Here is a 14,843-nt window from a genome sequence, read left to right as displayed (position 1 = left end):
TCCAGCCCCCTGCCGTCGGCCCATTTCCACTTCCGACGCGGCTATTCCCGCCCCGGCGTCCGATATGCCTCTGCCGCTCTCCGCGGTCCGGCGTGGGTCGTCGGTGGCTGCCCGACGTCGGGTCAGACCGGTTCGGCGCGGGTCGTCGAGGGCCGTCCGACGTCGGGTCAGACCGGCTGGGCGGGGGAGACGGGTAGGCCGGGGACGGGGACGTCGACCGCGAGCAGCGCGCCGTCCGTCGGGCCGGCCGACGTGAGGCCGACCGAGGCGGTGCCGATGAAGAGACGCCGCAGGTCGGCGCCGCCGAGGCAGATGCCGGCCGGCTGGGCCGCCGGTAGCTGGATCTCCCGGTCCAGGCTGCCGTCCGGTCGGTAGCGGCGGACCGCCGAGCCACCCCACAGCGCGACCCAGAGGTGACCCGCCGCGTCGAGCGTCATCCCGTCCGGGCTGCCCTCGCCCGGGGAGAGCCGCACGAACGGTGTCCGCCCGTGCAGGTCACCGGTGACCGGGTCGACGGCGAACCGGTCGATCTCGCCACGCGGCGTGTCCGCGAGGTACATGGTGGTGCCGGCGGCGTCGAACGCCGGTCCGTTCGGGATGGACAAGCCGGTCACCGCGGGCACCGGCGTCGCGCCGGGAGTCAGCCGGAACAGCGTGCCGCCGCCGGGCGTCTGCGCGTACGTCATGCTGCCGGCCCAGAAGCGGCCGTGCGGGTCGGCGACAGCATCATTCATCCGGGTGGGCTCGGGCGCGTCGGCGACCAGGTCGGCGACCGGCCGGGGAGCGCCGGCAGCGGGCAGAACGGCGACGCCGGTGCCGGCGGCGGCGAGCCACTCGCCGGGCCGGTCGGCCACCGGGGCGACCGCGCCGAGCGGGACGTCGAGCCGGCGCAGCTCCTTCAGCCCGGCGGGCCGGTCGCCGTCGGTCTCCAGCAGACGCCCGGCCAGCAGGTCGACCAGGACCAGCCGGTCGTCGACCCAGCGCAACCCCTCGCCCAGCTCCAACCGCTCCGCGTTCCAGACGGTCGGTTCGGTCAGCTCCATCGTTCCTCCTGCGGTTTCCCGGCGGTGGCAGGGGTCCGTGCCGTTGCGCGGACCGTACCGCGCCCCCACGCCATCCACGCGCCCACGCCGGCTCAGGCCGGGACCAGCTCCCGGCAGCGGCGCAGCGCGGCGAGAGCGAGCGGCGCGTCCCTGCCCGCGATACCGGCCTCCAGTTCGGCGACCGCCCCGGCCGCGCGGGCCGGATCACCCGCCGTCACGGCCGCCTCGGCCAGCACCAGTACGGCATCGGCGGCCCACGCCAGGATGCCCTTGGCCCGCACCAGCGTCAGCGCCTCGGTCGCGTGCCGCACTGCCTCGTCCGGCCGCCCGCGCAGGACCAACCGAGCCAGCGCCGAGAGCGCCTGCACCAGCGGCCAGATCGCGCCGACCCGCCGCGCGTCCGTCACCACCAGACGGAGCGCGCCGTCGGCCGCCTGTACCTCGTCGTCGTCGCTGGCGCTGCGGGCCAGCACGGTGGCCAGGTCGGCCCGCGCGTCGAGCAGGGTCACCGGCATCCGCTCCGCGCTGACCACCAGTCGGGACAGCCGTTCGGCCAACCCGTCGAACCGCCCGGCGGCCCGGTCCAGCGACAGCTCGGTCGCCTCCACGAGGGAGGCGAGCCGCTGGTAACCGGTCTCCTCGACCAGCTCGCGGCCATCGGCGAGGAGCGCCGTGGCCCGGGCCAGGTGCCCGGCGTGCAGCGCGCCCTGCGCCCAGTTCAGGCAGGCCCGCGCGTGTTCGCGGGGTCGGTCGACCAGGTCGGCGGAGCCGCGCAGCTCCTCGACGATCGCCCACGCGCCCGGGTCGCCCAGCTCCAGCAGCAGCGAGGCGCGGGCGATGCGTACCGCGAGGTGCGCCGCCGGGTCCCGGCTGGCGACCGCGGCGGCCTCCGCCTCCGCGCACCGTGCCAGGTGGTCGTCGACGTGCCGTCCGACCACCGTGTCGGGGGCCGCCAGCACCGCGAGGGCCGGGGCCCTGCGGCGCGGTGCCCGCAGGTACGGCACGGCTCGTTCGATCTCGGTGTACCCGCGCAGCGCCTCGCCCTGCTGACGCAGCATCCGGCCGAGCACCAGACCCAGTTCACCCCGGGTGCCGGGCGGCAGCCGGCGGTCTGCCAACAGCCGTTCCAGGACCGGGATCGCGGTCGCCTGGCTGAGCCCGTCGATGGCCGACCGGCCGAGTTTGCCGGCCAGCCGCGCCCGTACCGGTCGGGGCAGCTCGGCGACGTCCATCGTCTGGAGCAGGAAGTCGGCGGCGGTCGCGTCGTCGCCGCGCTCGGTGGCCAGGTCGGCGGCGGCTTCGGCGTTGCGGACGAAGTCGGCGCCGCTACCCGCCAGCCGGTAGTGGTGGGCGAGCTGGGCGACCGGGCGGGGCAACTCCTGTTCCAGCACCCGGGCGACGCGCAGGTGCAACCACTCCCGGGTCTCCCGGGGCACCAGGTGGTACACGATCTGGCGGGCCAGGTCATGACGGAACCGCAACCCCTCGCCCTCGTCGTGCAGCACCCCGGCCCGATGCGCGGCGGCCAGCGCCGCGGCCACGGTCGCCCGGTCCGCGGCGAGCGCCGCGGCGAGGACACGCTGATCGGGCGCCCGGCCCAGCACGGCGGCGGCGCCGAGCACCTCCCGGGTGGCGTCGTCGAGCGGGCGTAGTCGCCAGAGCAGCACATCCTGTAGGACGAACGGCACGCTGTCGTCGGCCAGGGGGTCGCCGCCGCGCTCGGCGAGCGTCCGCAGCACCTCCTCCACCACGAACGGGATGCCGGCGGTGCGGTCGAGCAGGGTGGCGGTGAGCCGGGGCGACGGCTCGTCCAACCGCAGGGTCCGGGCGGCCAGTCGACGCACGTCGTCGGCGTCGAGAGGACCCAGCGGAACGCGGGTGACCGCCCGGGGCGTACGCGAGAGCACGTCGTGGATCGGTGTGCTGCCACCCGGCGGCGGCGTGCGGGCCGTGAGCAGCACGGCCAGACCGTCCACCGGGCGGGCGCCGAGGTAGCCGAGGAATTCGCAGGTCGCCGGGTCGGCCCAGTGCAGGTCCTCGAGCAGCAGCGTGGCCGGGCTCAGCGCGGCCAGCACCGCGGCGGCGGCCCGCAGCAGGCGGTGCCGTTCGGCCGCCGGGTCGGCCAGCGGTGGCGGCGCGGCGGGCAGCGCGTCGGCCAGTTCGGGCAGGAGCGGCGCCAGGGCGCCCGCCACCGGGTTGAGGGTGTCGACCGGTCCGAGCCGGTCCGCGCCCGCTCGGATGGCCTCCAGTAGGACGCCGAAGGGAAAGGGCTCCGGTACGTCGTCGCACTCGCCGACCAGGTGCGTTCCGTCAAGTGTGGCGAGGAGTTCGGTGACCAGCCGGCTCTTGCCGATGCCGGGCTCGCCTTCGAGCAGGACCAGGCACGGCGGGGCCTCGACGAGGCGGCGTAGCTGGGCCAGTTCGGCTTCGCGTCCGACGAACTCGACGGGTCCGCGCAGGCGTGCGGGGCGAACGGAGGTGGAACCCCCGCCGCCCCGCGTCGTGTTGTCGTCGCCGCCGCTCACCGTGGGGCGAGCAGATCACCCGTGCGCGGGCGGTCGGCCGCCCGGCGGGCCGGTGGTGACCCAGGTCACACACCGGCCCGCCGGGCCGTCGCCGATGTCAGGACTGGACGGTGACCGGCACGGTCTTGAGCGACCCGTCGCCGTTGCGGAACTCCAGTACCCCGATGTAACGCCGCCCCGGCAGGAGCCCCGACCAGCGGAGGGTGAGCTTCGCCGTCGCGCCCGGCTGCACGCTGCGCTGCTCCGGGTCGATGGTGGACCGGCCGGTCGAGGTGCCCGGCGCGCCCGGCAGGTAGCTGGTGATGGTGTACGCGTTGGTCTCGTCCGCGATGTTCTCGGTGAACTCCTGCTCCACGACCACGATGTAGTCGCCGGCACCGTCCGGGAGCGTCACCTTGGCACCGTCACGGCCGCTGGCCGTGGCGGTCACGAACTTCCCGTCCTTGTCGTAGACGTAGAGGCTGAACTCCGTGCACTCCATCACCCCCTCCTCGTCGTCCCAGTCGATGTGGGAGCAGGTGGGCCGCGCCGAGGTCACCTGCACGAGTGGACTGCGGGTGCCGGACGGCACGTGCAGGGTGGTCCTGCTGATCGAGGCGGGCAGCGGGACCGGAAGGTTGTCCGACGTGCTCCAGTCCCAGCTCGGCCCGTCGCCCTTGAGGGTCACCGCGGTGCTGGTGCCCGCGGTCAGGCCGGAGAGCTGCGAGATCAGCTTGCCCTTGTAACCGACCTCGGCGGCGATCGAGACGCTGCCGGAGGTCCCCTTGCCGACGACGGCGTCGGGGGCGACCAGCCCCGAGTTGTGCACGATCAGCGGGGTGCGTACGCGATGCTTGAACTGGTCGCTCCAGGTGAGCGAGCCGTCGGCCCAGGTGTCGAACGCGCCGCCGGTGTTGGTGATCTCCACGCTGAAGCGGGCGGACTTACCGGGACGGATCTGCATCTTCGCCGGGGTGACCTTGACCTGGTAACCCAGCGGGGCCTGCACCGAGGAGGAGTAGGTGCTGGTCTTGTCGCCGACGTTGGTGACGGTCCGGGTGACCGTCTGCTTGCCCACCATCCGGCCGAACGCGATCGACGGGTAGTTGAGCTGCGCGGTGTCGATGGCGCCCGTGGTGTCGCAGCCCTCCAGGTCGCCGAGGCCGAAGTCGCTGCCACGGTCGGCGGAGACCCCGCAGAGGTACCTGATCCAGTCCCGCTGGTCGGAGTCGTACACCAGGCCCGGGTCGAAGGCGCCGCCCGGCTTGACCTGACCGGCCCCGTAGTTGAGCGGGGTGGCGTCCCGGGTGCCGATCTTGATCGGGTTGCCCTTGTCGGTCTTGTCCGCGGCGCTGGTCATCAGCGCCGAGCGGACCGCCGCCGGCGACCAGTCGGGGTGCTTGGCCAGCAGCAGAGCGGCGATACCGGCGATGTGCGGCGCCGCCATCGAGGTGCCGGACTCCAGCGCGAAGTCCTCCCCGCCGATGGACGGCGAGAACGCCGCCACGATGTCCTGGCCGGGAGCGCTGATGTCCGGCTTGAGCAGCTCGCCGGCGTTCAGGTTCGACGGTCCCGCCGACGAGAACGCGGCGACCGAGGGCGCTTCGACGATCTCCAGCTTGGCCGGCGAGATGGACGCCGTGGGGTTGCCCTTGGCGACGTACGCGGTGACCGTGGCCAGATCCACCTCGTTGATGTGCACGGTCGGGACCGTCTGGACGTCGGCGTTGAGGGAGTTCAGCTCGTCGTTGTAGAGCACCATCCCGATGCCGCCGGCCCGGGCCACCTCGATGCTCTTGTCGGTACGCGGGATCTCGCCGCGCAGGCAGAGCACGATCGCACCCTTGACCTTTGCCGGGTCCAGCGTGTCGTCGGCGCAGAGACCCGCGCCGTACGCGCCGTCCGGGTCGAGTGCGCTGTCCCGCGCGAAGACCAGCCGCGCCGGCCCGACACCGGTCTCGCCCAGGCCCGCCCCGGTGATCCGAGTGCCGTCGCCGAGGGTGAGCGTCCGGTTGTTCTGCCGGTCGGTGGTGCTCGCGGCCACCGTGGTCACCCACGGCGTCGAGTTGTCGACCGTGTTGGGGTACGGGCCGGAGTTGCCGGCGGCCGCCGCCACGAACACCCCGGCCGCCGCCGCGTTGAAGAACGCCGCGTCGACCGCGCCGAACTGCTCGCTGTCGTCACCGATCGAGTAGTTGATCACGTCCACGCCGTCGGCGACCGCGTCGTCGATCGCGTGCACGATGTCGATGTCCGTCCCGGACGCCGAGCCGGCGCCGTTGTCGTACAGCGCCTTGTAGATCGCCAGCCGGGCGGCCGGCGCCATGCCGGAGATCATGCCGAGGTCACGGCCGCCCTGCGTCGCCCGTACGCCGTGGTTGCCGGCGGCGGTACTGGCGGTGTGGGTGCCGTGACCGTTGCGGTCCCGGGGCGACTGATAGTCGTCCGGGAACGCGTCGGCGATGCCGCTGTCGTTGTACCAGCGCGCACCGATCACCTTGTTGTTGCAGGTGACCGGCGCCTCGACGCCGACATCACAGGTGCCCTTCCACTTGGCGTCGATGATCGCCTGGTCCGGCCGAGGCGTGGGCAACGCCGCGAAGCTCGCGCTCTCCGGCCAGTACCCGCTGTCGATGACGCCGACGATGACGCCCTCACCGGCGCGGGACTCCCCGCCGAACTCCTGCTTCCACACCCCACCCTTCCCAGTGAGGCCGAGGTAGTCGGGCGTGTGCGAGGTGGCTGCGTGCACCGTGCGGCTCTCGTACACCGCCCGCACGCCGCGCGTCGCGCGCAACCGGGCCGCCTGCGGTCCGGTCAGGTCCGCGGCGAAGCCGTTGAACGCGGTCTCCAGGGTGACCCGGGTGCGGTCGGCCGGCACGCCGACGCTGGCCAGGACAGCCGAGCGCTGCTGCCGTAGGTGCTCGCGGTAGGCGTTGGCGGTGCCGGAGGTGCGGTTCAGCTTGCCGCCGGGAGCCGGCTTCGTCGCCGCGATCCCCGGAACCCCACCGGTGTACGTCGCCAGCGGCTCCTCGGCGAGCTGGACCAGGTAACGGGCCGTCGGGCCGCTGCTGGTCGGGGCGGCGGTGGCGCTACCCGGCAGGCTGGTCAGGCCGGCCGCAGTCAGCGCCACGGCGGCCAGCATGCCGACGCCGCGTCTGGTCCGTCCGGGCCGATGTGTGATCGGTTGTGGCACGTCGTTGCCTCCACGTTCGGTGCCGGCCGTCACGACTGATGACGGTGGCCGAAACGTAGGATCGGCGCCGATCTTCCAGAAGCCTTCGTAACCTCGCTGTCATCTTGGAAACAAGCTCGTAACGTAACGGGTACTTTGCGCGTCATTTCCGACGGCGCTTCTGCCGCTTCCGCTTCCGCTTCCGCCGCTTCCGCTTCCGCCGGTCGTGCTCGTGCCGGGCGGTGCCTGTGTTCGTGCCCGTGCCCGCCCGTGCCCGTGTCCGCCCGTGCCCGTGCCCGTGCCCGTGCCCGTGCCGTGCCCGTGCCCGTGCCGTGCCCGTGCCGTCTCCGCGCGTCCCGCAAGCTGTCCGTGGCGTGCCTGTTTCCTCTTCTACGCACGGGTGCCTCTGGTCGCGGGCATGGTTCGCCTGCTGAGAGTCTTGCTCGTCGGACGGGTTGGCTTATCTGCGTCGGTGGTAGTGGTTGCGGCGTGGGACTTGTTCCGGATCGAGCCACGCAGGCGGGACGAATACTGGGTGGCCGTCACCGCCGAGTCGGACGTGCCAGTCGCTGTGATGGATGTGGCGGTGGTGGTGGCCACAGAGGAGGACGGCGTTGTCGAGGCTGGTTTCGCCGCCGTCTGCCCAGTGTCTGATGTGGTGGGCGTCGCACCAGCGCGGTGGGCGGTCGCAGCCGGGGAATGCGCAACCACGGTCACGTAGGACGAGCGCCCGGCGCAGCGGCCCGGCGATCAGGCGACGTTGTCGACCAACGTCGAGGACCTGTCCGGCGCCGTCGAGGACGGTGGGCAGGATGGCGGAGTCGCAGGCGAGGCGACGCACTGCATCCGGGGTCAGCGTGGGGCCGGTGTCGAGAAAGCCGGCGCTGAGCTGCCGCGTCAGCGTGTCATAGGCGGTGGTGACGACGAGCTGAGCGGAGTCGCCGCCCCTGGTGGGCAGCTCTCCGGTGCGCAGGGCGAGTCGACAGATGTCGGCGAGCGCGTCATGGCGGCGCTGGCCGGGACTGCGTGTGTCGTCGAGGCCGGTTGGTGCGGTCAGTGGATCGATGGCGGCGCGGAGCAGGCCGGCGGTTTCGGCGTCGAGGGTGCCGGTGAGGCGGAGGCGGCCGTCGGTGAGGGTGGAGAGGCTGACGTGGCGGTCGCGGGCGGCGCGCCGGGCTTCGGCGTCGAGGGCGGCCTTGGCGGCGGCGTCGGCGGTCTCGGGCGCGACGTGGTCGAGGATGCGGGTGCTGAGTTTGCGCAGCAGGGTGGGCTCGAATTGCCCGGCCCAGTCGACGAGCACCGTGACGGCCTTGTCGGCGGCTTCGGGGCCGGCGGTAGCGTGAACGGCGGTGACGGTGTCGATGATGACCCGAGCCTGGTCGAGCGTGATGTCGGCGTCGGCCAATGCCTGTCGTACCGCAGGGTGGCCGGCGTCGAGGGTGCTGGCGAGATCGACGAGGCGGCGGGCCGTCGGGTTGGTGAGGTGGAGGCGTTCGCGCAGCCATATTGCCGTGGAAGACGCGCCTTGAGCTATCGCCGTTCCCCTGCCGTCCAACTCTCGAATCAGTGTCAGTTTGACGGCGGCCAGGCGCTGCTCGATGCGGTGTGCGGCGTCGAGCGCGGCGATGAGATCGTCTGCGGGGAGGGCCCAAACCGTCGTGTCGGCGCAGGCCACGACCGCAGCCTCTGCCTGCGTCAACCCTTCCAGCATGACCTCAGAGTAGAACACCTGTACGACACTTCTATGACCAAGATCGATCTGTCCAGTGTCCAGTGTCCAGTGTCCAGTGTCCAGTGTCCAGTGTCCAGTGTCCAGTGTCCGCTGTCCGCTGTCCGCTGTCCGCTGTCCGCTGTCCGCTGTCCGCTGTGCGGAGTGCGGAGTGCGGAGTGCGGGGTACGGGATGCGGGGCACACGGTTCCCGACCGCCCCGAACCGCCACGACTGCCCCGACTGGCCCTGACCGCGCCGAGCCGGCTTGACTGCCCCGAGCGGTCCACGTGCCCCGAGCGGCCCACCTGTCCCGAATGGCCCACGTGCCGCGAGCGGCGCTGAGCGTCCCACGCGCCCGAGCGGCCCACGCGCCCCGAGCGGCCCGCCTGCTTCGAGCGGCCCGCCTGCTTCGAGCGGCCCGCCTGCTTCGAGCGGCCCGCCTGCTTCGAGCGGCCCGCCTGCTTCGAGCGGCCCGCCTGCCCAGCGCCCCAAACGCCCCGAATGGCGGCAGCAGACCTGGCTGAGGCGTCACTGTCGGCGGATCAGGCCCGGTCCCGCGGTGATGTCGATCTCGCCGTCCTCGACGTCGTGTCCGGCGGCGCAGCGGAGCACCGCGCGGACCGGTTCGCCGCAGTCGTGGTGGGTGGCGCGTATGCCGGGGCCGGCCTCGTCGGCGCTCCAGGTGTCGCCCCAGTTGCGCAGCGCGGTGATGACGGGCAGCAGGTCGTGGCCCTTGCGGGTGAGTTGGTACTCGTGGCGGGTGCGCTGGCCTGGCTCCCGGTAGGGGATCCGTTCGAGGAGTCCGGCGGCGACCATCTCCTTGAGTCGGGCCGCCATGGCGGGCTCGCCGACTCCGACGCGGCGGACGAAGTCGTCGAACCGTCGGGTGCCGAGCAGTGCCTCACGCATGATCAGGATGGTCGAGCGGCTGCCCACGATGTCCATCGCTCGTGCGACGGAGCAGTTCTCCATCGACCAGGATTCGCGGTCGTTTCGTAGGTCCTCCATGTGGTCCAGCTTACCTGGCTTGCGTTGACGCTAGCCAGGTAGATCATCCCGAGTTATCCTGGCTTCGCAATACATAAGTCAGCTAACCTCCGACCCGAGGACGTCCAGTGACCACCAGCAGCACGGCCCCGAGCGGCCCTGCCGTCAGCACCCGCGCGGCCGTTCGCGGTTCCCGCCCGGTGACCCTGATCGCCATGTGCCTGGGCGCGATGATCACGTTCCTCCAGATCACCGCCACGGTCTCCGCCCTGACCACCATCCAGGCCGACCTCCGGGTCGATCCCACCACCGTGATCTGGATCCCCAGCGCCTACACCCTGGTCGTGGCGAGCCTGGTGCTGTCCGCCGCCACCCTGGGCAACCGCTACGGGCGCCGGCGCATGTTCGGCGCCGGCATCCTCGCGATGATCGCCGGCGGCGTCGCCGTGGCCAGCGCGCCCACCGTGGGCTGGGTGATCGTCGGGCAGTTGGTCGCCGGCCTCGGCGGCGCCCTGATCCTGCCGAACAGCCTGGCGATCCTCGGCGCGACGTTCACCGACCCGCACCGCCGTACCGAGGTCATCACCGCCTGGTCCGCCGCCTCCGGCATCGGTCTGGCGATCGGCCCGCTGATCGCCGGTGCGCTGCTGCGTCAGCACTCCTGGCACAGCGTCTACCTGTCGACGATCGTGCTCGGCGTGGTCACCCTTGTCGTCACCGCGATCGGGGTGGGCGAGTCGCGGCCCAGCGCGGGACGACTCGACCTGCCCGGTCTGCTGCTGGGCACCGTCGCCATCGCCGCCGCCGTCTACGCCATGATCCAGGGCGGACGGGACGGCTACACCAGCGGAGTCGTGTTGACCGCCTGGATCGTCTCGGCCGTCGCGCTCGTCGCGTTCGTCCTGATCGAATTGCGCACCAGTGCGCCCATGCTCGACGTACGGCTGTTCCGTTCGGCGTCGTTCAGCGCCGTCATGGTCGTCGCCGCGGTGTCGCTGTTCGGCTTCACCGGTGTGGCGATCCTGCTCGTCCTCTTCCACGAACGTGCCCAGGCGCTCAGTCCGCTGGACACCGGCTGGCGGATGCTGGTGCTCTTCGGCGCGTACGTCCTCGTGGCCTTCGCCGCCGGGCGGGCCATCCGGCGTACCGGATTCAAGGCGCCGCTCACCCTCGGCCTGGTGCTCGGCGCGGTGGCCGCCTTCGGGCTGGCGGCGCAGGGCCCCACCACGACGTTCGACCACCGCTGGGCGCTGTTCGTGCTGTTCGGCGCCGCCAGCGGTCTGGTGGTGGCGCCGGCGACGGCGGCGGCGCTGGCCAGCGTGGCTCCCGCCCAGGCCGGCATGGCCTCCGGAGCGGTCAACGCCTCCCGGCAGGTCGGCTCGGTGCTCGGCTCGTCTCTGCTGGGCACGTTGCTCACCACCACGATGGCGGCCGACCTGCCGGACCGCCTGGCCGCCCACCAGGTGGGCGAACCCACCCGGAGCGCCGTGCAGGCGGCGGTCGCCGCCGGCGCGACCGGCGACCAGCCGCTGCCCGAACCGGTCCGCTCGGCGCTCGCGGAGGCCATGACCTCCGGAGTCCAGGCCGGTCTGCGGGTCAGCGGCATCGTCTTCCTCGTCACCGCCGTCCTCGCGCTCACCCTCATCCGAAACCGCCCCCACCAGCACTGACGTGAGCCGCGCCAGCGCCGGGCGCCCGCTGGCATCAACGCCAGCCGGCCGCGCTGGAGCGCCGGGCGGATCAGCGCCCGCCGGCCGGTCCGGCGCCGGCGCGGGCCGCGTGAGCGCCGGCTCGGCCGGTCCGCCGCCGGGCGCGGGCCGCGTGAGCGCCGGGCCGGCGGCGGGCCGCCGCCCCACAAGCACGAGCCGGGGGTACGCGCCAGCGCCCGGCCCCCGATCAGTCGCCGATCGTGTTCAGATCCTCGATCGCGTCGGCCGGCAGCGTCAGATCGGCTGCGGCGAGGTTCTCCCGCAGGTGTGCCAGCGTCGACGTGCCGGGGATCAGCGCCATGGTGGGGGAGCGCTGCAGCAGCCAGGCCAGGGCGACCTGCTGGGCCGAGGCACCCACCCGGTCGGCCACGGCGTTGAGTGTGTCGGACTGCAACGGCGTGAACCCGCCGAGGGGGAAGAACGCGGCGAAGGCGATGTTCTCCGCCGCGCACCGGTCGACAAGCGCGTCGTCCTGCCGGTTGGCGAGGTTGTAGAGGTTCTGCACGGTGACCACCGGGGCGATGGCCTGGGCCTCGTCGAGTTGGGCGAGCGTGACGTTGCTGAGCCCCAGGTGTCGGATCAGCCCCTCCTGTCGCAGCTCCGCCAAGGCGCCGAACTGCTCGGAGAGGGGATCGTCGCCGGTGCCCTCGGCCACACCGACCCGCAGGTTGACCACGTCGAGGACGTCCAGGCCGAGGTGCTGGAGGTTGTCGTGGACCTGGGCCTTCAGCTCGTCCGGTCGGAGCGCGGGAAGCCAGGAGGCGTCGTCGCCGCGCCGCGCGCCGACCTTGGTGACCAGGTGCAGATCGTCGGGGTACGGATGCAGCGCCTCGCGGATCAGCTCGTTGACCACCACCGGGCCGTAGAAGTCGCTGGTGTCGATGTGACGGACACCCCGGTCAACCGCCTCGCGGAGTACGGCGAGAGCCTGCGCGCGGTCGCGCGGGGGGCCGAAGACGTGCGGGCCGGCGAGCTGCATCGCGCCGTAGCCCATCCGGCTCAGGGTGAGGCCGTCGGCGGGAGTCAGTGCGCCGCCCGGAAGGTTGTCGCTCATGTCGTCCCTCTATCCGTTGTGGTAGCGGTTATGCGCACTACGACTCTCCTTCGGTCTCCGCCCGACTGCCAGGGCGAGGGTGTGCCTGGCAGTGACGCAGCCCGGGAGATAACCTTGACGCAGCGTTGTTTGTGAGTGCACACTTACAAACATGCGATCCACCGCCGAGGCCCGTCGGGCCGTCGTTCTGAACGCCGCCGTGTCGGCCTTCGCGCGTACCGGCTTCCACGCCACGCCGGTCACCGCGGTCGCGGCCGCCGCCGGCATCTCCGAGGCGTACGTCTTCCGGCTCTTCGCCGGAAAGCTCGGGTTGTTCGTGGCGGCGGCCGAGGCGTGCTTCGAGCGGATCGTCGCGGCGTTGGAGGTGGGTGCGGAGCGCGCCGGGGACGCCGGCCCGGACGAGATCCTGGACGCGATGGGCCGCGCCTACGCCGAGTTGATCGCCGACCGCGATCTCCTGCTGCTCCAGGTGCAGGCGCAGGCCGTCACGGACGTCCCCGAGATCGCCGCGGCCGTGCGAGCCGGCTACAAGCGCGTCGCCACCTTCGTGCAGAACCGGTCCGGCGCGGGCGATGCCCAGGTGCAGCAGTTCTTCGCGTACGGCCAGCTCTGCCATTTGATCGTGACGGCCGGCCTGGAGCAGGTGCCCGAGCCCTGGGCCCGGGCGCTGACCGCCGGCATCGACCACCCCTGATTCCACGTCCCACCACGGGCCGCTGCGGCGGCCCACTTTTTCCGCCCAGCATATGAGTGAGTGCACACTCACAAACACACCCGAAGGAGAGAAGCGATGACCAGCAGCGGAATGATCACCGAAGTGGTGCTACCCGGCGTGGTGGAGCCGGACGGGCTCCAGATCAACCGACGCGCCATGCCCGTCCCCGCCGCCGGGCAGGCGCTCGTCGAGGTCGAGGCCACCGGCATCTCGTACGCGGAGCAGAGCATGCGCCGGGACCTCTACCCGGGTCAGCCGGCGTTTCCGTTCGTACCCGGCTACGACCTCGTCGGCACCGTCCGCGCGGTGGGGCCGGGAGGTGACGGCTCGCTCGTCGGCACCCGGGTCGCGGCGGTCACCAAGACCGGCGCCTGGACCACGCACGCCGTCGTGGACGTCGACGACCTCACGCCCGTACCGCCCGGCCTGGATCCGGCCGCTGTCGAGACCGTCGTCGTGAACGGGGTGACCGCCTGGCAGATGCTGGACCGCGCCCGGCTGCGGGCCGGGCAGACGATCCTCGTGCACGGCGCGAACGGCGGTGTGGGGACGGTCCTCGTCCAACTCGGACGCCACCTCGGGCTGCGGGTCATCGGCACCGCGGCCCCGCGACACCACGAGGCGCTGCGGGCGCTCGGCGTCGAACCGCTCGACTACCGCGCCCCGGACCTGGCCGCACGTGTCCGGGAGTTGTCTCCCGACGGTGTCGATGCCGTCTTCGACCCGGTGGCCGGACCGGGCGTACGCACCTCGTACCGACTGCTCGCCCCCGGTGGCACGCTCGTCGTCTACGGCACCGCGTCGGCCACGGGCGCACGGTCGATCGCCTGGGTCTTCGTGAAGCTGCTGGCCCGCCTCTACACCTGGAACGCTCTGCCGAACGGCCACCGGGTCGGCTTCTACAACTTCTGGGCCGGTCGCCTCACCCGCCGTGCGGCGTTCCGGCGTCGGCTGCGTACCGACCTCGGTAGCGTGCTCGACCTCCTGCGCCAGGGCGTGCTCGTGCCGCAGATCGCCGCCCGCTATCCCCTGACCGAGGTCTCCGCCGCGCTGGCCTTCGCCGAGGCCCGCACCCGGCCCGGCAAGGTGGTGCTGGAGCCCTGACCCGGCTTCAGTCGACGTCCGGGGAGAGGTGCTGACGCAGGGTGTTCAGCGACCGGGCGAGCAGCCGGGAGACGTGCATCTGGGAGACGCCGATCCGCTCGGCGATCTGGGCCTGGGTCAGGTTGCCGTGGAACCGCAGGCTGAGGATCCGGCGCTCGCGGTCGGGCAGCGTGGCGAGCGCCGGGCCGAGGGTGACGCGGAGGTCGACGAGGTCCAACTCGTGGTCGTCCACCCCGAGGGTGTCGCCGAGTTCCAGGGTTCCGTCGGCACCCACGGGCGTGGACAGGGACGTCGTCCGGTACGCCCGGGCCCCCTCCAGCCCTTCCAGCACGGCCTCCTCGGAGACGTCGAGGTAGGCGGCGATGTCGGTGACCGTCGGCGAGCGGCCCAGGGAGTGGGTCAACGTGCTGTTGGCAGCGCTGATCGACAGCCGGAGTTCCTGGAGGCGGCGAGGCACCCGTACGGCCCAGGTGCGGTCCCGGAAGTATCGCTTGATCTCGCCGGCGATGGTCGGGATGGCGTACCCGCTGAAGTCGACGCCGCGGTCGGCGTCGAAGTGGTCGACGGCCTTGACGAGACCGACCATGGCGGTCTGCGTCAGGTCCTCGTCGGGCACGCCGCGTCCCGAGTAGCGACGGGCCATGTGGCGGGCGAGCGGCATCCACGCCTCGATGGCGCGGTCCCGCAGGGCCGGTCGGCGCGGGTCGTCGGCCGCAAGGGTGGCCAGTTCGACGATGATTTCGTCTGTGCGCCGGTGGTCCTGAACAGTGTCGGTGGTGGTGGGCACGGGACGGTCCTCTCCCTGCGTGCCCGTCTACGAGGCCGACCGGAGAGAGATCCG

At 72.4% G+C, this 14,843-nt stretch carries 10 protein-coding genes; 3 read left to right on the top strand and 7 right to left on the bottom strand.

Annotated elements, in window-relative coordinates:
* Nucleotides 1-167: 167 nt before the first annotated feature.
* The 5 genes from ABZ272_RS07855 to ABZ272_RS07835 all read right to left on the bottom strand — a co-directional run bounded on the left by ABZ272_RS07855 (nucleotide 168) and on the right by ABZ272_RS07835 (nucleotide 9,441).
* The gene (locus tag ABZ272_RS07855; RefSeq protein WP_355049109.1) at nucleotides 168-1,043 is read right to left on the bottom strand and encodes an SMP-30/gluconolactonase/LRE family protein; all 876 of its coding nucleotides are present in this window, start codon (nucleotides 1,041-1,043) and stop codon (nucleotides 168-170) included.
* Between the two features lie 92 nt (nucleotides 1,044-1,135).
* Nucleotides 1,136-3,568, bottom strand: coding sequence for an AAA family ATPase (locus ABZ272_RS07850; RefSeq protein ID WP_355049108.1), 2,433 nt, complete (start codon nucleotides 3,566-3,568; stop codon nucleotides 1,136-1,138).
* A gap of 97 nt (nucleotides 3,569-3,665) precedes the next feature.
* Nucleotides 3,666-6,680 (bottom strand): S8 family serine peptidase, encoded by a 3,015-nt coding sequence (locus tag ABZ272_RS07845; RefSeq protein ID WP_355049107.1) that lies wholly within the window; start codon nucleotides 6,678-6,680, stop codon nucleotides 3,666-3,668.
* A gap of 502 nt (nucleotides 6,681-7,182) precedes the next feature.
* Nucleotides 7,183-8,433, bottom strand: coding sequence for a DUF222 domain-containing protein (locus tag ABZ272_RS07840; RefSeq protein WP_355049106.1), 1,251 nt, complete (start codon nucleotides 8,431-8,433; stop codon nucleotides 7,183-7,185).
* A 528-nt stretch (nucleotides 8,434-8,961) separates the two neighbouring features.
* The gene (locus ABZ272_RS07835) at nucleotides 8,962-9,441 is read right to left on the bottom strand and encodes a helix-turn-helix domain-containing protein (RefSeq protein ID WP_355049105.1); all 480 of its coding nucleotides are present in this window, start codon (nucleotides 9,439-9,441) and stop codon (nucleotides 8,962-8,964) included.
* Nucleotides 9,442-9,548: 107 nt separating this feature from the next.
* Here ABZ272_RS07835 and ABZ272_RS07830 point away from each other — a divergent pair, with 107 nt between their 5' ends.
* The gene (locus tag ABZ272_RS07830) at nucleotides 9,549-11,090 is read left to right on the top strand and encodes an MFS transporter (RefSeq protein ID WP_355049104.1); all 1,542 of its coding nucleotides are present in this window, start codon (nucleotides 9,549-9,551) and stop codon (nucleotides 11,088-11,090) included.
* Between the two features lie 226 nt (nucleotides 11,091-11,316).
* Here the strand turns inward: ABZ272_RS07830 and ABZ272_RS07825 are convergent, their stop codons facing one another.
* Nucleotides 11,317-12,183 carry an oxidoreductase gene (locus ABZ272_RS07825; protein WP_355049103.1) on the bottom strand — a complete coding sequence of 289 codons (867 nt, stop codon included), beginning with the start codon at nucleotides 12,181-12,183 and terminating at the stop codon, nucleotides 11,317-11,319.
* A gap of 151 nt (nucleotides 12,184-12,334) precedes the next feature.
* On the opposite strand from ABZ272_RS07825, the gene ABZ272_RS07820 reads away from it, so the two are divergent.
* Both ABZ272_RS07820 and ABZ272_RS07815 read left to right on the top strand, forming a co-directional pair.
* Entirely contained in the window at nucleotides 12,335-12,877 is a 543-nt protein-coding gene (locus ABZ272_RS07820) for a TetR/AcrR family transcriptional regulator (protein ID WP_355049102.1), read from the top strand.
* 96 nt (nucleotides 12,878-12,973) lie between these two features.
* Nucleotides 12,974-14,002 carry a medium chain dehydrogenase/reductase family protein gene (locus tag ABZ272_RS07815; protein ID WP_355049101.1) on the top strand — a complete coding sequence of 343 codons (1,029 nt, stop codon included), beginning with the start codon at nucleotides 12,974-12,976 and terminating at the stop codon, nucleotides 14,000-14,002.
* Between the two features lie 7 nt (nucleotides 14,003-14,009).
* Here ABZ272_RS07815 and ABZ272_RS07810 read toward each other — a convergent pair whose 3' ends face one another.
* Nucleotides 14,010-14,789 (bottom strand): SigB/SigF/SigG family RNA polymerase sigma factor, encoded by a 780-nt coding sequence (locus tag ABZ272_RS07810; RefSeq protein WP_355049100.1) that lies wholly within the window; start codon nucleotides 14,787-14,789, stop codon nucleotides 14,010-14,012.
* Nucleotides 14,790-14,843 lie beyond the last annotated feature (54 nt).

The organism is Micromonospora sp. NPDC005979 (genome assembly GCF_040614415.1).
Classification (GTDB): Bacteria; Actinomycetota; Actinomycetes; order Mycobacteriales; family Micromonosporaceae; genus Micromonospora.
Note: the sequence above shows the minus strand (reverse complement) of the source record. Positions and strands in the feature narration are given on the sequence as shown.